Raw genomic sequence first — 21,429 nt, 5'->3', positions numbered from 1 at the left:
CTCCCAAAAATTTTGTGTACCTGATACCCTTTCCAGTTGCGTCGGCACTCCTGCACTGCAACACATTTCGTCGCTGGCTGGCGCTCGGGTAGTGGTTTGGCAGTACAGATTTTTTCCTGCCAGTTCCGCGCCAGTCAGTATTTTTTTCCTTCCCGCTCAAGCCGTCCGTACCGCTGCATGTTCTGGAGCAGGTTGTGTATTTTTTTGTTGGCCACACCAAGAGCATCAGCCAGCTCGCGTGGCGTAGCTTCCCCGTTCTCCAGCAGATGCCGGATCACCGCCTGTTGGTTTTTGCTGTTCATGCCTCTGAACTACCTCACCGCGTCAACCTGACCAACATTCGGGCGCCAGCTTTCCCAATTAAAATTCACCCATCTCCCGCCGTTCATGGTCATGCGATCCATAACACGTTCACCCAGGAGGGCTTTCATTGCGTCGTAGTTCAGATTGGTCAGCATTCCCACGCTGCGCATCGATGCAGTCCGGCGATCAACAATCTGGTGCAGCACAACCTGCTCGTTTTTCGTTTCGCGCTGCACACCAATTTCATCCAGGACCAGCAGATCAACCTCACACAGTTCCCGTAGAAATTTTTCGCCGGACTGCCCGTCGTCGTAGCTGGCGTATAAGGCGCTCATAACGTCTGCAACGGTAACCACAATCACGGTTTTACCGGTTCTTAACAGGTGATTACCGATAGCCGCCGCCAGATGATTTTTCCCTGTTCCCGGCTTCCCGCTGAAAGCGAAATTTGTGCAACCCGAATCAAGTTCACCAGCGATGGACCTGGCCTGGCTGCGTGCGTACCGCTGGCCATCGTTCTGAACCTGATAATTCGCAAACGAACACTTGCGGTGAAGCGGCTGGATGCCCGAACGATTGAGAATTTTTTCAACCCGTACCTGCCGGTTCTGGCGCTCGATCTCCTCGCAGCGCTTCCGCCCTTCGGCAAGTTGCCACTCCCGCCACTCCTCCGGAGTACGGAACGGCGCGGTCAGATGCGCTGGCGCAAATTTTCGAATACGCTCCAGAACTCCGCTTGTCGCTATATTTTTCATGGTCAGTTACCCCTTGAAACCCGGTGGGATCGTGTTGTCCGGTTGCGAAACGCTGTTGATATTTCGACTGTTTGCCATCGTCTGAAACTCTTTCGGCGGATATAACCCCTGATACTCGTGGGCAATGCTGTGCCGAATAACCTGCTCCGGCGTAAATCCCTGTTGCCGGAATTTATCCAGTTCGCGAATTGCCCCATTTGCGCCTTGTGGTGTTTTTACTGGCTTGCCCAGCGCGCGGCGAAACTCGATCCACTCAGACCACAACGGAGCCGAAAGCCAGTCAGGAAGCACCACGTTCAGTGGATTGAATTTTTTGGTTTGAATTGCACCGCCAATGACCAAAATGTTCTGCTCAATTCGCCTTGCGATACCGCTAAGCCGTAAAACGCAAATCCCCACCTCGACAGAGCCAAGTTTGAACAGTGATTTTTGCCGCGGAGAGTTTCGATCAAGCTCAATACCACACCGGACCCCGTTTCCATCAATCACGACAATATCAATCCTCCCTTCACGTCCGTCACCACGTTCAGAAACCGGATACTCGCAGCAAACATTCAGCCCAGCAGCTTGTAACGCTGCGATCGCAGACTCGTGAAATTCCGATGCAGAGTCGCCTGATAATTTGCCCTCCAGCACCCCTGCGACGTAATCCCTAAAGTCCCTTCGGTCAGGGAAGGATTTAAGAACAATACAACCATCGAAACACAAGGTGCGACAGGTTATAGGTTCCGCCACCGGACGTTAAACGGGAGAAGGAAAGATGGGAAGGAATGAAGTGATTCAGTATTTGATGGATAGTTGCAACGTCAGCTTTAGCGCAGCTCTCCAGGCATTGCGCGACAATGGATGGGATATGTTTTTAGCCCAATGCGATCTCCAAGAACAGTATTATCAGGGTTGAAAATGGACAAGCTGCAAAAGATCGATGCTGCAATCGCCCTGCTCCGGGATATGAAAAAGGACTTAAACCGCCTGGCAAAGCTCAGTTCTGTTGATTATCAGGATTTGACACCGAAGCAATGCCAGAAGGTTTCCACCGAGGCCAACTGGATCGGAATGGAGAACATTAAACGCAAACATGAACTGCATGCTCTGGCTGTAGAACTTGGATTTGCAGAACGGCGCGAAACTTACGAGCCGATCGAATTAACTGATGGCTGGCACCGATTTAAATATCAGCCACGTGAACCAGAATAAATACCAGAATTCTCGCTGTAGGGGTATAGCCGAGACCACCGCAGCCCGGAGGTGGTTAAATAAACCGGGCACAACACGAAGGCGCATTTCCGTTGTTTTCTGAGTCGGTCTTGTCTGTAAATTCAAATAGTGGAAGTGCGCCTCCGGTTGTAGTTGCCACTGCGACACCATTGCTGTGTGTAGTCTTGGCGGCATCAGGTTTTGTTTTTCCTTCTGCTCTGCCGCCATTTTTAAAGTCAATTTTGTAGTGCAGTGAATGCGGCTAAGCGCACGCGGAACAGTTAATAAAATACTTATCAGTTGGGTGGATTTGTATCCGGCATTAATTGTTAACTGGTTAATGTCACCTGGAGGCACCAGGCACTGCACCACAAAGTTTTCTTAAAATCGATGAATCAAGAGGCGTTATATGCGAAGCCGTCATTTAACTGCTATCAGTTCGGCACAGAGTAAATTTGCCATCGCTGTATTTTTACAGAATAAGGAAATGTTTGAGCAAGCCATTATTCAGTTTGCCATTGCGACCGGGATTAAAATTAATGAACACTTTGTTCGCTCTTGTTATGACCGTTTTTCTGACAACCGGAGAAGCTCAGGATGTGGTAACCGGAATTTACGACACTGAGGCCGAATGCCAGGCCGCGTCTGTTGAACAAAAAATTTCAGGCGAATGTTTCCCTGTGGAGCAATTCATTCTCCCTGTTAATAGAGAGATACCAGCCGGAGCATAAGGAATAAATTTATGTGGATAAAGTGCGCCTATCATCTTTGTAATAAAGAAATCGAAGAAAAAGAAAGTGTAGAAAAACCACTTCATTTTATGCAGGGGGTTATACCAACCACTGAACTTAAAAAATATTGCTGTGAACAATGCGCTGTATATGACCAGATGGCGCATGAACTTTAAGTAAAGACTTAACAAACTATGAATTATGCCAGTAATGGCAGGGATTCACTCAATCTAATAACTGGAGTTAATTATGAAAATTGAATTTAATGCAACCGTTACTACCCGTGATGAAGTAGTTCATAACGTTTATAAAGACGATAAACAAATTGGATTCATTATTAAAACAGACAGAAAAAATAAACCATATCATTTTGTAGATATGGTCGGAGATTCAGGAAATACCGATTCTTTAAATAAAGCCGTCAAAAATCTTTGTGTGAAAGACTGGTTTGTAAATACCGAAAAAGAAAAACGTCAAGAAGTTATTGCAGTCATTCTGGCAATGAAAATTAGCGGTGAACTCTACAAAGAAAAAGCCTGCAACAGGTGCAGGCTTATCCCCATTTTTTCATCTGGCGATGTGCTGGTCAGCGACCAAACCGACCAGACAGAGATGTGACCAGTAAGCACCCGGAGAGGAAGACTTACTGGACGAGCAGGATTTTAATCGTAGTTGAGGTTAAAAAACAATGAGTACCAAACCACTTTTTCTGTTACGGAAAGCAAAAAAATCATCAGGACAACCCGACGCCGTTTTATGGGCCTGTTGTGATTTTGAATCTGCCTGTGCCACCCTGGATTACCTTATCGTGAAATCCGGTCGGCAACTGAAAAACTACTTCAAAGCTGTCGCGACAAACTTCCCTGTCGTGGACGATCTGCCTCCTGAGGGAGATATCGACTTCACCTGGTGCGAACGCTATCAACTCGGGAAAGACAATCTGACCTGGGAATGCAAACCCGGATCCATTACCCCATCGGCTAATGATGATTCCATCAATGCTGAAATTGAAACCCGGAATGACGATGCCAGCGTACAACCTCAACTCACGGTTGTTGCAACCCTGCCATTACGTCACCGACTTCTGGCGCAGCAGCTCGGCAACGGCGAATACCTGTACCACGTCGATGCAGAGCAAAAAGCAGAAATCCTGCGTATGGAAATGGACACTGAAAATGCCCGTGTTCAGAACATGATGCTCGCGGCCGAAAATGTCGAGCCATTCAAAAAAGCCACCGAACACGACATCCACCGTGTAGTGGTTGCGTTCAACGCGATATTCCCTGCCGACGGTACCCTAAGATTAACCAGTTAGTTCAGGAGTCATAATGTCGTACCCAACTGGAGTTGAACTACATAACGGAAAGATCCGTATAACTTTTACGTACCGTGGCCATCGGTGTCGTGAGATTCTCAAAGGTTGGGTAGTAAACGCTACTAATATAAAAAAAGCCGGCAATCTTCGTGCTCTTATAGTTAGCGAGATTCAGCTTGGGCAGTTCGACTACACGTCACGATTCCCCGAATCAAAAGCGGCAAAGAAGTTTACCTCTGCGCGTGTTGCTTACACATGGGGTGAACTGGTCGATATGTGGACAAGTGCCAAAGAAGAAGATATTTCAAAAAACACAATGACACGAGTAAAAGCCCAGCTTAAAACGATTAATAGGATCATAGGGGAAATGACCCCTATAGCCGCCATTACTCACAGTGACTTAATGAACTACAGGAAAGAACTTCTACGCGGTGAGACTTTTTATGCGGACGGGAACAAGCGTAAAAAAATTGGACGAAGCGTTAATACAGTTAATGACTATATGTCTTTAACGTGTCAGATACTTCGTTACGCACATCGTAGTAAATTTATCACTGATAAACCTTTCGAGTACGTTCCCAAATTGCACAAGGACAGAAAGAAACCAGATCCTTTGCTTCGTGACGAGTATGCAAAACTAATACTCTCCAACTCAGGTCAGGACCGAAATATGTGGCAATTTGCTATCAATACAGGCCTGCGCCACGGTGAACTTGCGGCGCTTGCCTGGGATGACGTTGACTTCTCTGCTGGCGTAGTACGTGTAAAGCGGAATCTGACCAATCAGGGAGATTTCGTTCCACCTAAAACTAGAGCAGGTGAACGAGAAGTAGCCCTTCTGATCCCTGCTCTCGATGCGTTGCGAGCGCAATTTAAGCTGACAGGTCATCTGAATGAAACTGAAATTATTCAACATTTCAGGGAGTACGGCAGTAACGAACCGCAAAAACACAGATTTGTTTTTTTGCCGGGACTAAAACAAAAAAATCCGGGTAAGTATTTTTCCAATCAATCGATAACTGATCGATGGAATGCCGCGGTCAAAAAGGCCGGAATCCGACGCCGAACGCCTTACCAGACTCGACATACATTCGCTTGCTGGGCATTATCTGCCGGAGCCAACCCATCCTTCATCGCAAGTCAGTTAGGCCATGAAGATGCTCAGATGGTGTATCGGGTGTATTCGTCGTGGATTAAAGAATTTAATGGTGATCAAGTACGTATGCTCAATGATAAATACGGCATTGCCCCAATTACGCCCCTATCGATAATTGAAGTGAAATAATTTATATATTATTCAATGCGTTAATTAAATCCATATATACTATAGGGGGGTATGGTATTTCATTTAATAGCCCCGTGTAAACGGTGAAATTTATGGGGTCATGAGGAGAGGCGCCATTGGCCGCCAGTATCGGTTTTTTAAATAAATGCGAGGCGTCTCCAGAAAATAAATAACATCTCCCTGTTTTATACAATCAACTCACCCGCAGCAAATCCGCAAAACGCGTGGTATACCGTGGGGATAGCATTCCTCGTTTCATTTTCCACTGCTGTTCTATTCCCTGCCCGGCAAACCAGAGCGTTCCGCGCCCTTCTTTATTGAGCCGATCCACCACGGTCATCAACTCCGCGCTGTTGCGTCGAGGGCCATTGTCATCAAACAGATTCAACTGTGCCACGCCTGAACTGAAAAAATCCCCCAGCATCACGCCCGCTTTTTGATAGCGCAGTCCGTCTCGCCAGATAACGTCCAGGCAGCGTGTTGCCGCATTGATAATATCCCGACTATCCTGGGTGGGGATCAGCAATTTGGTCGACGCGCTATTAGCATAATAAGGTTCATTCGGGGCAAATGGACTGGTTTTAATAAACGCAGAGATAAACTGACAATACTGGTGTTCCCCGCGCAATTTTTCTGCTGCACGCGCGGCATAGGCGCAAATCGCCTCCCGCATGGCGTTGTAATCCGTGAGCCTCTCACCAAACGATCTTGAGCAGATGATTTCCTGCTTCACCGCTGCAAACTCTTCAAAACCCAGGCAGGGTTCACCGCGTAGTTCACGTACGGTACGCTCCAGTACCACGCTGAAATGCTTGCGGATAACGTCAGTGTGGGTATCCGCCAGATCCAGCGCACTCTTGATACCCATCGCGTCGAGTTTCTTGCTGGTACGGCGACCAACGCCCCAAACATCATCGACCGGAAGCGCCGCCATCAGCTTACGCTGGCGTTCCCTGTTCGAGAGGTCCACTACGCCGCCCGTCTGCTGTTGCCACTTTTTGGCCGCATGGTTCGCCAGCTTCGCGAGGGTTTTGGTGGGCGCAATACCTACGCCGACGAGCAGATGTGTGCGCTTGTGCAGCGTGTGTCGAATTTCACGTCCAAACGCCGCCAAATTGCAGCAATTCCTGACTCCAGAGAGATCGCAAAACGCCTCATCAATTGAGTAGATCTCCACCCGTGGCGCGATCTCTTCCAGGGTGGTCATCACCCGCTGGCTCATATCGGCGTACAGTTCATAGTTGCTGCTGAAGGTAACAATCCCGTGCCGGCGGAAAATTTCTTTCTGTTTGAAATAAGGTGCGCCCATTGTTACCAGCCCTTTGGCTTCGGCGCTGCGGGCAATGACGCAGCCGTCGTTATTCGATAGAACCACCACCGGGCGGCCTTTCAAATCCGGGCGAAACACGGTCTCACAGCTGGCATAGAATGCATTTACATCACAGAGCGCAAACATTCTCACCCCGTCGATTTGACGATAAAAGTCACAACACCAAAGATATCGAGCGTATCTTCACTGCTGATCCGAATCGGTGACCAGGCGCGGTTCATCGGATTAAGCTGCACGGTAGGTCTGAGCTGGAGACATTTTACTGTAAACTCACCGTCCACCGCGGCAATCACAATATCCCCGTGAGCGGCGGTTCTGGCGCTGTCAACAATCAACAGATCGCCCTCATTGATCCCGGCATCAACCATCGAATCGCCTGCCGCTTTCACAAAGTAGGTCGCGCTGGGGTGCTTGATCAACAAGGCATTCAGATCAATACGCTGCTCCACGTAGTCCTGTGCCGGGCTGGGGAACCCGCACGCGACAACATCACTGAAAAGGGGTAGCGCGATCGCCTCGCGCGGTTCTGAAGGTCTGTACAACATCATGACGCATCCCTCACATACTGTTTTTATATACAGTAGTTGTAGTGAAGCATGCAATCAAGTGATGGGAAGACGGGCGCTGTTTATTGCTTAACCACCTCACGTGTAAGTATGGGTTGCGGTTAAAAATATCGGTTTTGTAAATTATTTCGGGAGGCCCAAATGTTGACGTTTTTTCAGCCAACCACACCACCGCTGCGCTGAATTTAACTATTTCTGAAACCGTTCACGTTGTGTTTTATCCGCCTCTTCTGCCTGGTTTGCCAACGGCTGGAATTGAGCCGGACCATAAAATACTTTTGGTAAAGGAAGTGATTCCATCGACGTTCCCGGATATATTTGCAATTCCCCCAGTCGAGACAACTGATACCCCAACACCACGGCGGGCATTGTGAGCATATAAGGTGCCGTTTTTTCGTAAGAGACCGGGGTCGGTAAGCGATTGTGGTCGAGATTATAATTACGCTTCAGCACCAGAAATTTATCAGGCACCCTGCGTTTGCTATTCCACCAGTCACCGTCCAACTCACGAAACTTTCTTTCGGTTTCGGTTCCGGTGACCACCCCGAGCTGCAATAGCGCATGGCGCAGCTCACCGTCCATCGCGGCGTTATAAGCATCGATAGTTTCTGCTTTTCCTTGCAAAATCACGTTGATGGCAAGCCGTGCCCCCAAAAGATTTGAATATAAATCTTCCGGTGAAAATGCAGATATCTCTTCGGAAAATCCGGGAACAGACTGAAAACCGTACCATTGTGCAATTTCGTGCCACTGTGCCAACTGAAACGCCAGATGGCCTGCCAGCCAGGCCGCCAGGGTATAGCGCTGGGACAGTGAAGACGGCGGCGTAAATGCCAAGAGCTGCACTCGGCGAACGCCCAACTCTTCACTGTAGAAATAACGCCAGCGCTGACCCAGTTTGGGAAGAATACGCGAGAAAATATAGAACGTATTATCCGCCGTATCGCGAACATGGGCGATATCAATAAACCCACCGCGATGGGTATAAATAAGACCGCTTTTTTCTGCGCTGAGCCCGACAATATTCTTCACGGCACCCAACGCACTATCGTTATAATGATGGCTACCCAGCGTATCCAGGGTCAGGACGTTGCCAATCTGGTAAACCGGAATCGGGACCCCAACCGCACGGACGTGAAGATCATAGCCAAACGCACAGCAAGGACGTAACGACTCCGGCGGCGAAAGCTGACTGACGACCGGGTAAACCTGGCGCGCGTGCTTTATCGGAAACAGGTCCCCTTCTGCACAGGCCAAACCCGCCACCAACCACAAAAACATTAACCCTTTACGCATTCAGAAAGCCTCCGCAACCTGAAAATAAAAACCGGCACTTTCTTTACCAAACCCCAGATCCAGACGCACGTTCATCGCGGGCTTCACTTCAAACCGATATCCCACGCCTGCCGTGGGTAACAACGGATGATCGTCCAGCGCGCTGATGTTTTTTCCCAGCGTCCCGGCACCCAGCCACAATACAAATCCGTGTCGCCAGTTCAGCTTTCGTCGGTACTCTACCTGCCCACTGACAACGTCGTTGTCCCGGTAGCGGCCCTGATAATAGCCACGCATCCGCCGATCGTCGCCAGCCATCGACAACCGATCCCAGGGAACATCCCCTCGCGTAAAACGGCCCCAGAGATCAAAGGCCAATACCGTTTTTTCATTCAGTAAGTGGTAGTAATCGTATTGCCACTCGGTTGCGTTGAAATGGGTGTCAGACCCTACCGATGGATCGAACCAGGTGTATTCCACTTTAAAGAACTGTCCTCGTTGCGGGCGAGTGATCGCATCGCGAGAATCGTAATTCAGGCTGATGCTGGCACCCGATGCAAGTGAGGAGGACTGCGCGTCATAGCGTGTAAAGGTGTCATCCGCGCGGGGATCATCAATAGTCGCGTGCAACGTTGAAAAGTCCCAACCGGCGCCAAGATAAAGATTTTTAACGACCTCCCGCATAATAATCGGATGCACGCGGATGGCGTTATTGGTGTACTCCTGCTCATTGCCCTGCGCCGCATCGTAGCCAATGCCCCAGAAACCAGTCGGCACTCTGTTCACCGAACCGTCAACAAACAGTCGCCAACGATCGTCAGTAAAAAAGGTGTAACTGCTTAACCCAATCCCTAGTGCGCCGCTGCTACTGACATAGCCGGTAAAAGACAGCGACGAGTTCTGGGTGGTTTTATCATTGGGATCGACCCGATAAATTCCCGCCACGGCCATCCCCAGACCCAGCTTGAGCTCAGGGGTATAAAACGGGCCCGGCAACACGCTCCAGTTAACGCCCTTCTGCGGATCATAGTGGTTATCGGCCCCCAGGCCGGAAAGCAGTTTATCTACTGATTTTTGATCCAGCGCTACTGCCGCCGAAGGCCAGGCGGTCAGCGTCAGTGACAATGTCAGCATGATGCGATGGGGTCTCATCAGAAACGGTACTCTCCCGCCACGAAGAAACTGTTACGCTCATTGAAACCGAATTCTGTGAGGACATTAAATTGCGGCGTCATTTCAAACTGGGTACCAATCAGCATATTCCAGGGTGATGTTAGCTTCTGTTTAACATCAAACCGCCCTTCATTATTCTGGTTCACGGTGTCAATGAGCGGTTGCAGTGCAGCGGGCATATGCAAGTCGGAAAGGCTGCCCCGGAACTCCTGCTGAACATTCTGGTACATACTCCCCAGCCAGACGCTAAGGTGAGACTCTCCGACGGGCCCCTGGAAACGAAAACGGTATCCCACCCGAGGTGACACCGTTAGCGCCGAAATTTTGCCATCCAGAATGTCGAAATCAGTACGGGTGTAGTTGGTGTCCACTAGCGCAAACCAATTTTCATATCCGCCCGCCAGCGTGATCCCGGTTCCCCAGGTCGTGCCTTTGAAGTCGAGAGTAAAATCGATATCCTGCAATTCACCACTCTGATAAAGCTGATGCACCGACGAGGCAATCACCCTGTCAATACCGGAATAGCGTGTCGGATCGGCATCGACGGAAACGTTCGATACCGATGAACCGCGCGTATGTCCCACTAACCCGTAGATATTGAGAAACGGAAACACCCACATATCGATACGCAGGTTTTCTGATTTACTTTGCTCACGGGTATGCCCGGCATCAATATTAAACATATCGGTCGGGATCGCATGGTTACCCAACGCCAGCCCTGAAAAACCAATGCTGTCGACGTCAATGTTCTGGCGCATATTCATATAGCTGAGATTGACGCCAAACGGCAACGGAATCGAGTATCCACGGGCTTTGGCCTCTTCTCCCCAGATGGGAAAGGTGCGCTCTTCCGTATCCGCGGCACACGCCACACCAGAAACCAGCAGAAGCGGCACCATCGTATTAGTCCATCTCATTATTATCCTCATTTATGTCTCGCTTCATTGGTTACAGGCCAGCGCCCACATTGAAGTAAACCGCCTCTTCGTTGTCACTAAGGGCAACATCAATGCCGGTATGCAGACCGTATTCCCGGGCGATTAAATAGCGGAATCCCGCGCCCCAACCAACTTCGGTGCTGGAGTAAAGATCGCCTGCATTGTCGGTAGCACTCCCCGCGCCTACGAATCCCTGAACAATCCAGCGCGACGTCATTTGCCAGGCAAGCTGTGTTTGCACGGTGCTGACATCATTGCCTTGATAGCGATAACGGGAGATCCCACGCAGCGCGATATAAGGACGCGTCATCGGTGGGAGATGTTGGTCATGTCGGGACAGCATTTGATAATTAGTTGCCAGAGAAAGCGTCCAGTCCCGACTTAGCGGCAGGAAAAATTTGCCATCAAGCGTCAGTAAATCGTAGCGGTAATCGCCCCCAAGGTAGTGACCGTAAAACTGATATTCACCGCTGAGCGACACACCGTGTCCCGGCCAGAAAAAGTTATCGGTGGTGTCGTATTCTGCGACAATCCCTAAGCCCGATGACGTGCTGCTGTCACCGAGGACGTGTTTCCAGACGCGGTCGATAACCGGGTTGTTTCGCGCAGAAATATCCATTTTCGCCCAAAACTGTGAGGCCCCTAAAAACACCGGAGAATCACTGACACGAAACAATAACTTTTGTATCCCGCCATAACCTTTGGTCTCAGTTTCAATCGCGTGATTGTTGCTGAAACCCGCGAGGTCACCCGAATAGATATCCAGATCGATATTTGCGTAACCTGCCGCAATAAAGTAACGAATATGATCATCCGTCCAGGTATGCCGGTGGCCGCCCCCCACAAACCAGGTACCGTTATCCGTCGCGCCGCCGCCCAGCGCGGTCATGGCCGGGGGAATGAATTGCCCGTCAACCTGCTGGCCTTTTCCATGAAGAAATAAACCAAACACGCCGCCGCCATAGCCCACGGCAGGTTCTGTAATCACCACAGGGATGGGTAAAAAGCCGTACCGGTTTTCTTGCAAATAGCGGCTCATATCCAGCATCCCATCTTCAGGATCGATCAGGCCAACGGCGTGCGCTTGTCCGCAGAAAATCAGCAGCAAAAGGGAGGTTTTTTTCATGGTGCGGTTCCTTCCGGCGGTATGGCAGGCGCGGCATACCAGTTTTCTTTCGGCACCCTCACCGCATCATCGGGTTGCAACACAAAATTCGGCGACATGATCTGTACGTTAAATTCGTTGAACACATCCTGAATATGGCTGTACAACGCGTTGCGCGCCTCAGCCAATGACTGCCCCGGTAGTAACCTGACCTGCAATTCATAAGAGACATACCAGTCCATTAACGCCAACTGGCGCACAAGCGGCGGCTGGGATAGATCGATTCCTTTTGCCCGCTTGGCAGCCAGTTCCAGCATGGCATGCACCTGCCGCCAGGGGGTGTCATAACCGATGGTGACACCGACAGTCAGATTGATACCGCCCCCCGAGTTTTGTGCGCTGAGATTGGTAATTTTGCCGCTGACCACCACCGCGTTCGGCACCGTGACGACGTAATTTTCACGGGTAATGATTTTGGTAGCGAGCATGCCTATCTCGCTCACCAACCCTTCGTTATCCGCAACGCGAATAACGTCACCTTTACGCAGGGCGCGGGAGTAGATCAGCACCAGCCCGCTCATGGCATGATTCATTACCCCTGCCGACCCGAGTGTCAGCATCAGACCAAAGAACACGCTAATCCCTTTGAACGCCAGTGAATTGGCACCAGGAAGGAAGGGATAGGCTGCTGAAAGGGCGAACAACCACACCACCACGGAAATCAGCTTACGCGTCGCCCCCACGGTTTCAGGGTGAATACCGGGAAGCTGTAAGCGCCCTGCTTCTACCTGATTAAGTACAACTTTAAGCAGCTTAAGAATAAACGCGGTGATAAGAACAATAATCAGGACAATCATCAGCCCCGGTAATGCCGACGCAATCGACAGCGCGATTTCACGCAGCACCCGTATCGACCAATCACCCAAAGATGTCCCCCAGACACGCGTCCAGGGAAACAGGCTAAATACCCAACTGAGCCAGACATACAACGCGACTATGCCCAGCAGAATCATCAATAAGGCATACAAACGTGCCTCGATTGCACCAGTAAAACGCCGCCAGCGCTGGGGGAGCCAGCTTCTGTTGGCAATGATTCGACGCCGGTAATAACGGCGAACCCATCGCCATGAACGGTACGCGCCATAGAAAAAAAGAATCAGCCCCAGCAATCCCGCGGCTGTTTTCACCGCAGACAGCGCCAGCCAACCGCCGTCAAATTGATCGCGCAACGCCGTCCGCTGGGTCTCCATGCGCACCAGCACCCGCTGAGCGGCCTGATCGAGGGTCAGATCGTCGCCTTCATCCAGATCGGCTTGCGCCAGCAGCAGCAGCGGTTTGCCGTTCATGACGATCAGCCTTCCCGGCTGGTTGTAGCGGGTTATCGGCACAATTTTCAGCGGTTCACGCAGGTCCGCCTGCGTAAAATTACGCAGCGTATTACGGATGCGCAACACCCGCTCTTCTGGCGTGGTTAAGCCAAATTTTGCCTGCAGCATCACAATCGGCTGGTGAAAGATATACACCGTCCGCGCACGTTCCTGTTCCGATGGCTGCTGTCGGGGCTCCGCCGCGAATGAGGGAAAAGCCAGAGCGCTAATAAAACCCATCAAAAAAATGAGCAGTACCTTGTTCATACTCACCATCCCGCATGTGTAAACATACTGACCAACACTGTCCGCTTAAATGGAACGGTCTTGAGCATGGTGGAACTCCTTTCATTAGCGGCAAAAAAAGTATAGGAAACAAATTGATGAAAGACGCAGTTAAAAAAAACAATATTTTTACAGTTTTAAACATATCAATATTGTTTATAAAAAAGTGCATGCATGATTAGTAGTCTATTGATTAGAAAGGAGGTAATAAAAAACAATGATTTTTCGATAAACGGTATCGCGGTCATAAACCGGGTATAGTGGCGCCATAAAATCATTAAAACGGATACACCATGAGCACTGCAGGGAAAAGTAACCCACTGGCGATTGGCGGCCTGGTCGCCTTGACGCTCATCTGGAGCTACAGCTGGATCGCCATGAAACAGGTCACGCTGTACATCGGCTCGTTCGACTTCACTGCCCTACGCTGTACTTTCGGCGCACTGGTCTTATTTATTGTCCTGATGCTTCGAGGCCGAGGGATGCGCCCGACGCCTTTCCGCTATACGCTGGCAATTGCTTTGTTGCAGACCTGCGGCATGGTTGGGCTGTCGCAATGGGCGCTGGTCAGCGGCGGGGCTGGTAAGGTCGCGATCCTGAGCTATACCATGCCATTCTGGGTGGTGATTATGGCGGCCATGTTTTTGGGCGAACGCATGCGGCGTATACAGTATGCCGCGATTGCGGTAGCGGCATCCGGACTGCTGCTGGTTTTACAGCCGTGGCAGATGGACTTCACCTCAATGAAAAGTGCGTTGCTGGCGATCCTGTCGGGGATCAGTTGGGGGGCGAGCGCCATTGTCGCCAAGCGCATGTATGCCCGTCATCCGAATATCGATCTGCTCGCGCTAACCTCATGGCAGATGCTGTATGCCGCACTGGTAATGAGCCTGGTGGCCTTCCTGGTCCCTCAGCGCAGCCCTGACTGGCAGCCGGTGGTCTTCTGGGCGTTAGGCTATAGCGCCATACTGGCAACGGCGCTGGCATGGAGTTTATGGCTGTTTGTCCTGCGTAATTTACCTGCCAGTATTGCCAGTTTAAGCACATTGGCGGTACCCGTTTGCGGGGTCCTGTTTTCCTGGTGGCTGCTGGGTGAAGAGCCCGGCGTAGTTGAAGGGAGCGGGATTGTATTGATTGTTGTGGCGCTGGCGATCGTCAGTCTGAAAAAACGGTCCCCTCAGGTGCAGAGCATCAAAAAATAAGTGGCCCAAAACACACGCCCCGCATAATGCGGGGCGTTGATTATCGACATTACGAACGCTTGCGCGGCATCATGCGTAGCAGGGTATTATCCTGCCAAAAATAGTGATGCATCAGGGCGGCGGCGGCATGTAGACCAATGACAAAATAGCCCAGTTTTGCCAGCGTCACATGCCAGGACTTCAGCATATCCACAATATCAAAGTTGGCTTCTGTCGCATGTGGCATAACGATGCCAAAGGCGATCCACGGATTCCCTCGGTTGTACATCATCACCAGACCAATTATCGGCAGGACGATGAACAACAGATAAATAACCAGATGCCCAAGATGCGCCATACCGGTCATCATTGGCTTCGGTTTTGGCACAATCGGCGGCGTCGGATATTTAAGTCTGACCAGCAGGCGCGTTACCATCAGCGCTAAAATCGTGATGCCGCAGGACACGTGTACCATGTTGAACCCGGGGCGATAGCTGCGCGGGAAAAATCCGCGGAGTTCCATGGCACAGTAGGTCACAATCACCAATAAAAAAACCAGCCAGTGGATGCCAATTTGCAGGCCAGAATACTTATTCCCCATAACACTTCCTGAGTAAAAACAATAATGCGTCAACATAACCAGCTTTTGTTAAAAATTCATTAACTTTGTTAGATCCTTTTCCGTTGATTACGTGTAACCGCAAAAAATAACGATTGCCGGTACCCCGCCAGTACAGCGGAATACCGGTTGCAGATGAAGCATTACGTCCCGGTCACCATCAGTACGTCATCGACAAAATTTTTGGCGCGCGGAATATCCGACTCATCCACATGTTCAATAATCAGCGGAATATTCGGATGGTTTTTAGCGAGTAGTTCCACATACAGCAGATAGTTGAGTGACCCGAGGCCGGCAGCTGGCAGTTCCACCGAACCGGCCCCACGGAAGCTATTATGCTCCGCGGCACCGTCACCGAATTTCTCAATAACCACATCAGTTTTTTTGCAGTCCTTGGCGTGGGCAATTGATTTCCTTCGTGATCAGGCACAACAGCGATCGTTCCATGAATCACGATAGATAATATTACCTTCCGTATACTTCCAGGTAATCGCCTCATAACGCAATTCGAGTGTTTCAAGATGGGTGCTGCTCATGCCATTAGGGGCAAGATAAGGGGAAACCGCCGTGATTTTGATGTTTTCCAGGATGATATTGAAATACTCGGCTTCGATGCCCGATTCCAGAATACGGTACATCTTGATTGTCGCCTTCTTCATGGTTCGGCCTTCACAGACCGCGCGGTACAGAAGTGGTGTTGTCTGATCAAATTCTTTCACTATCGTTATAGGGCGGTGTACGCGCGTAGCTGTAAGCTTTCCCCAGCTCGGGTCAACCGGAATAGTGACACCGTGAGAGAATGATTTTAACTCGATAGAACCCTGGCGAAGTGGCATCATGCAACTACCGACTATCGGAGAACCGTTCTCATCTTCAAGCCATAGATGTGCGGGTGTAGACATACTATTTCCTTATAAATAAATTTTCGATGATGCTAACGTTTGTACTTTACAATCTCACATATTGATAAAACAACCATCACAAATACAAAAAATACGGGGATGAGCCAGATTGGGCTGTCAGGGAAAAATAAACCCTGAGCCAAAGCGAAAATTATTGTCAGCACTGCCGGGCCATAATACGAAATCAATGAACTGAATACCCGTCTGAAAAACCTTTTAATAAAATTCATCATGATTATCGAATCATCCTGGTGATGATGTCTGCAATACCATCATCCGATGCCCATTGTGCTTTAAATGACTCAGCCCGCTGAAATAATGGTTCTATCATGAAGTACATCATTTCTAATTGTTGCATGTACAGTGCAGAGTAATAGGCTGGGTATTGGACGTGTAGGCGATGGGCACTATCTGCCGCTTTTTGCACCACGCCGTATATGCCAATAGCCCCAACAACCCCGCCCGCTCTTCGCCCTGCCAGTGCACTGAGTTCAAGACTTAGATTCATACCTGCAGCGACAAATGACGCTGTTGCCAGAGCAAATCCAGCGTTTGTGAGTGAACTGGCGGCAATATGGATATTAACAGCCATAAGCATCTGTTTGATACGCTCCAGTTGATCGGGGGTTTTATATTTAAATATTTCTTCGAAATATATTTTGAGCATGTCATACGCAACATTTCCATGTCGCAAAAGATAAATGACGCCGTTTTTGAATCGAATGTCTTCGGTTTTTTGTTTCTGGCAGACATCCTGATATTCATCAGTAAAGCAGGATGTGTAATACAGTGCTCGCGTTGCACCGGCACCTATCGTTTCAATCTGATTTGATACAGCTTTTCCTACGCCCGTTAATGCGTGGTCGAGTTTTAACGCAAGAATCTTATTAGCCTGCAAATAGCTGATAACTTCATTGCTGTAGTACATAACCGCTCCTTGCTTATTTTCACTAAATCTAGTTTTCCATTATTTCCCACGGGAAAGCGTCCGATAGACCGTGGGGCGGGAGACGGAGAATAATTCAGCCAGATCGCTGATAGAGTACTCGCCGCTTCCGTGCATTCTGCAAAGCTCTTTTTGCTGTTTATCAGACAACTTTGGTTGTTTTCCCCGCAGTTTCCCTTTTGCCCGGGCGATGGCCATCCCTTCGCGAGTACGCAAACGTATCAGGTCACCTTCAAACTCGGCAAGCGTCGCCAGCACGTTAAAGAACATCTTACCCATCGGGTCCGCAGGATCGTAGAGGCTGGCTCCCAGCGCCAGCTTCACGCCACGGGCCTGAAGGGCATCAGCAATTTCTCTTGCATCCGGAACTGAACGGGCCAGCCTGTCCAGTTTCGGTACGACCAGCGTGTCTCCCTGACGAACAGCCGCCAGAGCTTGATCCAGACCGGGTCGCTGGCGATTTGAACCGGTCAGCCCCTTATCGGTATAAATCCGGTCCGGGGAAACGCCCAGGCTGATGAGGGCTTCCTGCTGTGCGGCCAGATCCTGCCGGTCAGTTGAACATCGGGCATAGCCAATGCGTTTTTCAGTCATAAATATGTACGTTTAAGGGGCCATGAAAGAGATTGATACCGTACCAGCTATATGAGACAACGTCAGCAGTGATTATTTCTGAAGCGAAAATTTAATTTTTTACCGTCCGCAGAACGATCCTCTTACGGACATGATTAATCGGGGTCAGGATGACTACCCGTGGTAAAGCGACAGGCAAAAGTGAACGACTGGCTGTTTTAAATAATGCCGAGCAGGAAGCGCTGTATGGTCTCCCTGATTTCGATGATGCACAGCGGCTGGAACTTCTGGCGCTGGCCTGTAGTCGTCAGGGACTTCCTGCCCAGATTTATTGCATTCTTCAGATCGCTTACTTTAAGGCCAAGCACCAGTTTTTCCGCTTCGAGTAGAGTGATGTTAAGGACGACAGCAACTTTATCCTGAGTCATTATTTTCATGGTGAGTAACTTCCGGACCAGTTTCCTACTCCTGAAGTCGGAGCAGCTTTGCTCGTATGAACAGCTACACCCTGGTGACCGACGCTTACTGCGATATGCTGTGCAGCCAGCTGATTTTTACCCTGCTGGAAAACCGGAGCCACGACGCCGCGCAGTCACAGGTGATCACCCATCGGGGGCTGGGCAAACTGCTGTACCAAATCCACAGCCATTACAACGATGAGTGGGATATCGAAAAGTTTATGCATTATTGTCAGGTGAGTAAGTCGCAGCTTTTTCGCTTGTTCCAGGCGACGTTTAATCAAAGCCCGCTCAAATGGCTGAAGAATTATCGTCTGTCCCAGGCACGACGCTTACTCGTGGAAACTCAGGAAAGTATCAGCCGAATTGCGGTTCAGGTGGGATACAACGATCCGCTGCATTTCTCACGGGATTTTCATCGTGCGGTAGGTCTATCACCCAGTGCATTTCGCAAACAGGAACAGCTGGAAGGTGCCCACGCGTCCAGGCATGAGGTGGAATAACGTATACCCCTTTTTATTTCTCGCGAATTCAAGACGTTGTGAATCGTTCCCCGTTTTCAATGTATTAATTATGTTATAGCTACCCTTTGCCACTGAGGGAGCAACGTAATGGAAGCACTGAGCCGTGAAACATTAGAGAATATGATGGCGCAAGCCGTTGCCCACGCGACCACCTACCCGATATGGCCGCAGGGCGAAGCCCCCGGAGCAAAAAATAGCGATGCGGTATTTACGCCTGAACCCCGGCACACCGGAACGTCAGACTACGACCGCGCGGTAACCGGCATTCGCGCCCCTGAAATTACCGTCTACGCCCCCGCCAAACCGAACGGCGTGGGGATCCTGGTCACCCCTGGCGGTTCTTATCGTCGCGTTGTGATGGATAAAGAAGGCAGCGCGCTGGCACCGTTCTTTACCGCGCGTGGCTATACCCTGTTTGTGATGACCTATCGCATGCCGGGAGACGGTCACGAGGAAGCATCAAACGCACCGCTGGCCGATGCCCAGCGCGCCATCCGCTACATTCGCGCCAACGCACAGCAGTGGAAAATCGATCCGCTCCGTCTCGGCGTACTGGGGTTTTCCTCCGGGGGGCACGTCGCCGCCAGCCTGGGAACCCGCTTTGCAGAATCGGTGTATGCGCCGATGGATAGCATTGATGAACAGCCCACTCGCCCTGCTTTCATGGCGCTGGTTTATCCGGTGATTAGCCTGCGGGAAGGTGTCGCCCATCCGGGCTCACGTCTTGAGCTGGTTGGCGCCGCGCCCGCAGAGCAAGACATTCACCACTACTCCCTGGAAGAAAGAGCGGATGACACCACGCCGCCCGCCTTCCTGCTGCATGCGATTGACGATCCAGCGGTCAAAGTCGAGAACAGCCTGGTCTTGTTTACTGCGCTGCGCAAGCTCGGCGTACCGGTTGAAATGCATCTGTTTGAACGGGGCAAGCATGGGTTCGGCATTCGTGATACGCAAGGACTGCCGCTGGCCATCTGGCCGGAGATGATGATGAACTGGATAGCCAGCAAGGTGTAATGATTATGCCGGGTAGGTCGCTAAACCAACCCGGCAAAAATATCAGGATTGCAGATAAACCACCTGCGTTTGCAGGTACTCGTTCAGACCGTGCTTGCCATCTGCCCCGCCGATACCGGACTTGCGCCAGCCTGCGTGGAAGCCCTGCATCGCTTCGAAGTTTTCACGGTTGATATAGGTTTCGCCGAATTTCAGCCCTTTAATCGCCTTCATCGCCGTGTTCAGGTTTTGCGTGTAAATCGATGAGGTCAGACCGTAGTCGCTGTCGTTAGCCATCGCAATCGCCTCATCCAGGGCGTCAAACGACACCACTGGCAGCACCGGTCCAAAGGTTTCTTCGTGCATAATCGCCATCTCCTGGCGCACATCCAGCAATAACGTTGGCGGGTAGTAATATCCTTTCCCCTCAACCGCTTTGCCCCCCAGCACCACGCGGGCCCCTTCCTGCACCGCACGCGCAACTTTCTGCTCCACACGCTCCCGCGCCGCGGCGTTAATCAACGGCCCCATCGCAATGTCCTTACGTTCCGCAGGATTGCCAAACTGCACCGCTTTCATCGCCTCGCCCAGGCGATTAACAAACTGATCGTAAATCCCCTTCTGGACGTACACGCGCTCGGCGCAGTTACACACCTGCCCGGTATTAATCACGCGGGAATCGACAATCGCCTTCACGGCCAGCTCGAGGTCCGCATCATCCATCACGATAGCCGGGGCTTTACCGCCCAACTCCAGGCACACTTTGGTGATATTTTTCGCCGCCGCTGTCATAATTTTCTCACCGGCCACTACGCTGCCGGTCATGCTGACCATCGCCACTTTCGGGTTCCCGGCCAACTCCTGACCCACCGTTTCTCCCCGTCCGAGCACCAGGTTAAACACCCCGCGCGGCAGGCCGATGTCATCGACAATTTTGGCAAAAGCGATAGCGTTGTTCGGCGTAAACTCGCTTGGCTTAATGACAATGGTATTCCCGGTCAGCAAGGCGGGAGCCAGCTTACGGGCGATCAAGAAAAACGGGAAGTTCCACGGCAGAATGCCCGTGGTTACGCCAAGGGCGCGTTTAAACAGCAGGATGTTCTCGCCCGGACGATCGCTTTGCAGGATCTCACCTTCATAGCGGCGAGCCCACTCCGCCATGTAATCGATATAGTCGGCGGTAAACGCGACTTCAACATCCGCCAGTTGCTGGATTTTGCCACCTTCCGCCACGATAAGCGCGCTAATTTCACCGGCACGCTCACGGATCCCGGCGGAAATCTTGCGTAGCCAGCTGGCGCGTTCAATGGCGGGCAGCGCCTCCCACTCAGGCTGGGCGCGATGCGCTGCGTCAATCGCTTTGCGCGCATCCTCAGCACGGCCATCAGGAATACGGGAAATGACCTCTTCCGTCGCCGGATTGACGACATCAATCCAGGCGTCATCGTGCCAGGTCACAAACTGCCCATCGATATACATAGGATGTTGTACGGGTACTGACATGCGTTGCTCCTGTGATTGATTTGTTTTTAACAAGTAAAACCATTGTTAATTAATATCAATCATGCATAACACATTGCCACTGCGATGGTGGTTCTGTGAGCCGCT

General features: G+C 50.7%; 22 protein-coding genes and 5 pseudogenes. 10 read left to right on the top strand and 17 right to left on the bottom strand.

Annotated features, from left to right (window positions below):
* Window positions 1–134 precede the first annotated feature (134 nt).
* The 3 genes and pseudogenes from FDX01_RS00840 to FDX01_RS24125 form a co-directional block, all read right to left on the bottom strand.
* The gene (locus tag FDX01_RS00840; RefSeq protein WP_137399068.1) at window positions 135–302 is read right to left on the bottom strand and encodes a winged helix-turn-helix transcriptional regulator; all 168 of its coding nucleotides are present in this window, start codon (window positions 300–302) and stop codon (window positions 135–137) included.
* Window positions 303–311: 9 nt separating this feature from the next.
* The gene (locus FDX01_RS00835) at window positions 312–1,058 is read right to left on the bottom strand and encodes an ATP-binding protein (RefSeq protein WP_137399067.1); all 747 of its coding nucleotides are present in this window, start codon (window positions 1,056–1,058) and stop codon (window positions 312–314) included.
* A gap of 6 nt (window positions 1,059–1,064) precedes the next feature.
* Window positions 1,065–1,373: pseudogene (locus FDX01_RS24125) on the bottom strand (hypothetical protein); the annotation flags it as partial.
* A gap of 588 nt (window positions 1,374–1,961) precedes the next feature.
* On the opposite strand from FDX01_RS24125, the gene FDX01_RS00825 reads away from it, so the two are divergent.
* The 6 genes and pseudogenes from FDX01_RS00825 (at window position 1,962) to FDX01_RS00800 (ending at window position 5,586) form a co-directional block, all read left to right on the top strand.
* The gene (locus FDX01_RS00825; protein ID WP_137399065.1) at window positions 1,962–2,255 is read left to right on the top strand and encodes a regulator; all 294 of its coding nucleotides are present in this window, start codon (window positions 1,962–1,964) and stop codon (window positions 2,253–2,255) included.
* A gap of 539 nt (window positions 2,256–2,794) precedes the next feature.
* Entirely contained in the window at window positions 2,795–2,986 is a 192-nt protein-coding gene (locus tag FDX01_RS00820) for a DUF1482 family protein (RefSeq protein ID WP_137399079.1), read from the top strand.
* A gap of 11 nt (window positions 2,987–2,997) precedes the next feature.
* Complete coding sequence (locus FDX01_RS00815) at window positions 2,998–3,162, top strand: YdaE family protein (protein WP_137399064.1); 165 nt, start codon at window positions 2,998–3,000, stop codon at window positions 3,160–3,162.
* Window positions 3,163–3,235: 73 nt separating this feature from the next.
* Window positions 3,236–3,604, top strand: coding sequence for a hypothetical protein (locus tag FDX01_RS00810; RefSeq protein WP_137399063.1), 369 nt, complete (start codon window positions 3,236–3,238; stop codon window positions 3,602–3,604).
* Between the two features lie 70 nt (window positions 3,605–3,674).
* Window positions 3,675–4,280, top strand: a pseudogene (locus FDX01_RS00805) (RecE family exodeoxyribonuclease); the annotation flags it as partial.
* A gap of 31 nt (window positions 4,281–4,311) precedes the next feature.
* Window positions 4,312–5,586 (top strand): site-specific integrase, encoded by a 1,275-nt coding sequence (locus FDX01_RS00800; protein WP_170974745.1) that lies wholly within the window; start codon window positions 4,312–4,314, stop codon window positions 5,584–5,586.
* A gap of 193 nt (window positions 5,587–5,779) precedes the next feature.
* Here the strand turns inward: FDX01_RS00800 and FDX01_RS00795 are convergent, their stop codons facing one another.
* From FDX01_RS00795 to FDX01_RS00765, 7 genes are all read right to left on the bottom strand, one after another.
* Window positions 5,780–7,042 (bottom strand): Y-family DNA polymerase, encoded by a 1,263-nt coding sequence (locus FDX01_RS00795; RefSeq protein ID WP_135911994.1) that lies wholly within the window; start codon window positions 7,040–7,042, stop codon window positions 5,780–5,782.
* A gap of 2 nt (window positions 7,043–7,044) precedes the next feature.
* A complete protein-coding gene (locus FDX01_RS00790; protein WP_117342847.1) occupies window positions 7,045–7,464 on the bottom strand; it encodes a translesion error-prone DNA polymerase V autoproteolytic subunit in 420 nt (139 codons plus the stop codon).
* Between the two features lie 207 nt (window positions 7,465–7,671).
* Window positions 7,672–8,778: a DUF4056 domain-containing protein gene (locus tag FDX01_RS00785; RefSeq protein ID WP_137399060.1), complete on the bottom strand. Its 1,107-nt coding sequence runs from the start codon at window positions 8,776–8,778 to the stop codon at window positions 7,672–7,674.
* A complete protein-coding gene (locus tag FDX01_RS00780; protein ID WP_137399059.1) occupies window positions 8,779–9,909 on the bottom strand; it encodes a BamA/TamA family outer membrane protein in 1,131 nt (376 codons plus the stop codon).
* Entirely contained in the window at window positions 9,909–10,847 is a 939-nt protein-coding gene (locus FDX01_RS00775) for a porin family protein (RefSeq protein WP_161959023.1), read from the bottom strand. The genes FDX01_RS00780 and FDX01_RS00775 overlap by 1 nt, the downstream gene beginning before the upstream one ends.
* A 31-nt stretch (window positions 10,848–10,878) precedes the next feature.
* Window positions 10,879–11,994 carry a BamA/TamA family outer membrane protein gene (locus FDX01_RS00770; protein ID WP_170974743.1) on the bottom strand — a complete coding sequence of 372 codons (1,116 nt, stop codon included), beginning with the start codon at window positions 11,992–11,994 and terminating at the stop codon, window positions 10,879–10,881.
* Entirely contained in the window at window positions 11,991–13,607 is a 1,617-nt protein-coding gene (locus tag FDX01_RS00765) for a mechanosensitive ion channel domain-containing protein (protein WP_137399058.1), read from the bottom strand. Before FDX01_RS00765 ends, FDX01_RS00770 begins: the two co-directional genes overlap by 4 nt.
* 311 nt (window positions 13,608–13,918) lie before the next feature.
* Here FDX01_RS00765 and FDX01_RS00760 point away from each other — a divergent pair, with 311 nt between their 5' ends.
* Complete coding sequence (locus FDX01_RS00760) at window positions 13,919–14,827, top strand: DMT family transporter (protein ID WP_135911989.1); 909 nt, start codon at window positions 13,919–13,921, stop codon at window positions 14,825–14,827.
* A 49-nt stretch (window positions 14,828–14,876) separates the two neighbouring features.
* On the opposite strand, the gene cybB is transcribed toward FDX01_RS00760, so the two are convergent.
* The 6 genes and pseudogenes from cybB to FDX01_RS00730 all read right to left on the bottom strand — a co-directional run bounded on the left by cybB (window position 14,877) and on the right by FDX01_RS00730 (window position 17,867).
* Window positions 14,877–15,407, bottom strand: coding sequence for a cytochrome b561 (cybB, locus tag FDX01_RS00755; RefSeq protein ID WP_137399057.1), 531 nt, complete (start codon window positions 15,405–15,407; stop codon window positions 14,877–14,879).
* A gap of 161 nt (window positions 15,408–15,568) precedes the next feature.
* Window positions 15,569–15,832: pseudogene (locus FDX01_RS00750) on the bottom strand (sugar phosphate isomerase/epimerase); the annotation flags it as partial.
* Between the two features lie 15 nt (window positions 15,833–15,847).
* The gene (gene tssD / locus FDX01_RS00745; RefSeq protein WP_137399056.1) at window positions 15,848–16,327 is read right to left on the bottom strand and encodes a type VI secretion system tube protein TssD; all 480 of its coding nucleotides are present in this window, start codon (window positions 16,325–16,327) and stop codon (window positions 15,848–15,850) included.
* A gap of 32 nt (window positions 16,328–16,359) precedes the next feature.
* Window positions 16,360–16,560, bottom strand: a complete 201-nt coding sequence (locus FDX01_RS24120) for a hypothetical protein (protein ID WP_137399055.1) — start codon at window positions 16,558–16,560, stop codon at window positions 16,360–16,362.
* 2 nt (window positions 16,561–16,562) lie between these two features.
* Window positions 16,563–17,255: a hypothetical protein gene (locus FDX01_RS00735; RefSeq protein ID WP_137399054.1), complete on the bottom strand. Its 693-nt coding sequence runs from the start codon at window positions 17,253–17,255 to the stop codon at window positions 16,563–16,565.
* A 39-nt stretch (window positions 17,256–17,294) separates the two neighbouring features.
* Window positions 17,295–17,867, bottom strand: a complete 573-nt coding sequence (locus FDX01_RS00730; protein WP_137399053.1) for a recombinase family protein — start codon at window positions 17,865–17,867, stop codon at window positions 17,295–17,297.
* A 149-nt stretch (window positions 17,868–18,016) separates the two neighbouring features.
* Here FDX01_RS00730 and FDX01_RS00725 point away from each other — a divergent pair.
* The 3 genes and pseudogenes from FDX01_RS00725 to FDX01_RS00715 all read left to right on the top strand — a co-directional run.
* Window positions 18,017–18,232, top strand: a pseudogene (locus FDX01_RS00725) (hypothetical protein); the annotation flags it as partial.
* Window positions 18,233–18,345: 113 nt separating this feature from the next.
* A pseudogene (locus FDX01_RS00720) lies at window positions 18,346–18,807 on the top strand (AraC family transcriptional regulator); the annotation flags it as partial.
* 108 nt (window positions 18,808–18,915) lie between these two features.
* Window positions 18,916–19,842 carry an alpha/beta hydrolase gene (locus tag FDX01_RS00715; RefSeq protein WP_115258374.1) on the top strand — a complete coding sequence of 309 codons (927 nt, stop codon included), beginning with the start codon at window positions 18,916–18,918 and terminating at the stop codon, window positions 19,840–19,842.
* 42 nt (window positions 19,843–19,884) lie between these two features.
* Here the strand turns inward: FDX01_RS00715 and aldA are convergent, their stop codons facing one another.
* A complete protein-coding gene (gene aldA / locus FDX01_RS00710; RefSeq protein WP_115258373.1) occupies window positions 19,885–21,324 on the bottom strand; it encodes an aldehyde dehydrogenase in 1,440 nt (479 codons plus the stop codon).
* Window positions 21,325–21,429: the final 105 nt, after the last annotated feature.

Source organism: Citrobacter sp. wls613 (assembly GCF_005281195.1).
GTDB lineage: Bacteria > Pseudomonadota > Gammaproteobacteria > Enterobacterales > Enterobacteriaceae > Citrobacter > Citrobacter gillenii.
Note: the sequence above shows the minus strand (reverse complement) of the source record. Positions and strands in the feature narration are given on the sequence as shown.

What these genes read in the sequence shown, in the direction of transcription:
- FDX01_RS00760 (WP_135911989.1), top strand. Translation starts at nt 13,919, where the DNA reads ATGAGCACTGCAGGGAAAAGTAACCCACTGGCGATTGGCGGCCTGGTC.
- FDX01_RS00825 (WP_137399065.1), top strand. Translation starts at nt 1,962, where the DNA reads ATGGACAAGCTGCAAAAGATCGATGCTGCAATCGCCCTGCTCCGGGAT.
- FDX01_RS00780 (WP_137399059.1), bottom strand. Translation starts at nt 9,909, where the DNA reads ATGAGACCCCATCGCATCATGCTGACATTGTCACTGACGCTGACCGCC.
- cybB (WP_137399057.1), bottom strand. Translation starts at nt 15,407, where the DNA reads ATGGGGAATAAGTATTCTGGCCTGCAAATTGGCATCCACTGGCTGGTT.
- FDX01_RS00785 (WP_137399060.1), bottom strand. Translation starts at nt 8,778, where the DNA reads ATGCGTAAAGGGTTAATGTTTTTGTGGTTGGTGGCGGGTTTGGCCTGT.
- FDX01_RS00775 (WP_161959023.1), bottom strand. Translation starts at nt 10,847, where the DNA reads ATGAGATGGACTAATACGATGGTGCCGCTTCTGCTGGTTTCTGGTGTG.
- FDX01_RS00815 (WP_137399064.1), top strand. Translation starts at nt 2,998, where the DNA reads ATGTGGATAAAGTGCGCCTATCATCTTTGTAATAAAGAAATCGAAGAA.
- FDX01_RS24120 (WP_137399055.1), bottom strand. Translation starts at nt 16,560, where the DNA reads ATGATGAATTTTATTAAAAGGTTTTTCAGACGGGTATTCAGTTCATTG.
- FDX01_RS00795 (WP_135911994.1), bottom strand. Translation starts at nt 7,042, where the DNA reads ATGTTTGCGCTCTGTGATGTAAATGCATTCTATGCCAGCTGTGAGACC.
- FDX01_RS00840 (WP_137399068.1), bottom strand. Translation starts at nt 302, where the DNA reads ATGAACAGCAAAAACCAACAGGCGGTGATCCGGCATCTGCTGGAGAAC.
- aldA (WP_115258373.1), bottom strand. Translation starts at nt 21,324, where the DNA reads ATGTCAGTACCCGTACAACATCCTATGTATATCGATGGGCAGTTTGTG.
- FDX01_RS00820 (WP_137399079.1), top strand. Translation starts at nt 2,795, where the DNA reads ATGAACACTTTGTTCGCTCTTGTTATGACCGTTTTTCTGACAACCGGA.
- FDX01_RS00770 (WP_170974743.1), bottom strand. Translation starts at nt 11,994, where the DNA reads ATGAAAAAAACCTCCCTTTTGCTGCTGATTTTCTGCGGACAAGCGCAC.
- FDX01_RS00835 (WP_137399067.1), bottom strand. Translation starts at nt 1,058, where the DNA reads ATGAAAAATATAGCGACAAGCGGAGTTCTGGAGCGTATTCGAAAATTT.
- FDX01_RS00790 (WP_117342847.1), bottom strand. Translation starts at nt 7,464, where the DNA reads ATGATGTTGTACAGACCTTCAGAACCGCGCGAGGCGATCGCGCTACCC.
- tssD (WP_137399056.1), bottom strand. Translation starts at nt 16,327, where the DNA reads ATGTCTACACCCGCACATCTATGGCTTGAAGATGAGAACGGTTCTCCG.
- FDX01_RS00765 (WP_137399058.1), bottom strand. Translation starts at nt 13,607, where the DNA reads ATGAACAAGGTACTGCTCATTTTTTTGATGGGTTTTATTAGCGCTCTG.
- FDX01_RS00715 (WP_115258374.1), top strand. Translation starts at nt 18,916, where the DNA reads ATGGAAGCACTGAGCCGTGAAACATTAGAGAATATGATGGCGCAAGCC.
- FDX01_RS00735 (WP_137399054.1), bottom strand. Translation starts at nt 17,255, where the DNA reads ATGTACTACAGCAATGAAGTTATCAGCTATTTGCAGGCTAATAAGATT.
- FDX01_RS00730 (WP_137399053.1), bottom strand. Translation starts at nt 17,867, where the DNA reads ATGACTGAAAAACGCATTGGCTATGCCCGATGTTCAACTGACCGGCAG.
- FDX01_RS00810 (WP_137399063.1), top strand. Translation starts at nt 3,236, where the DNA reads ATGAAAATTGAATTTAATGCAACCGTTACTACCCGTGATGAAGTAGTT.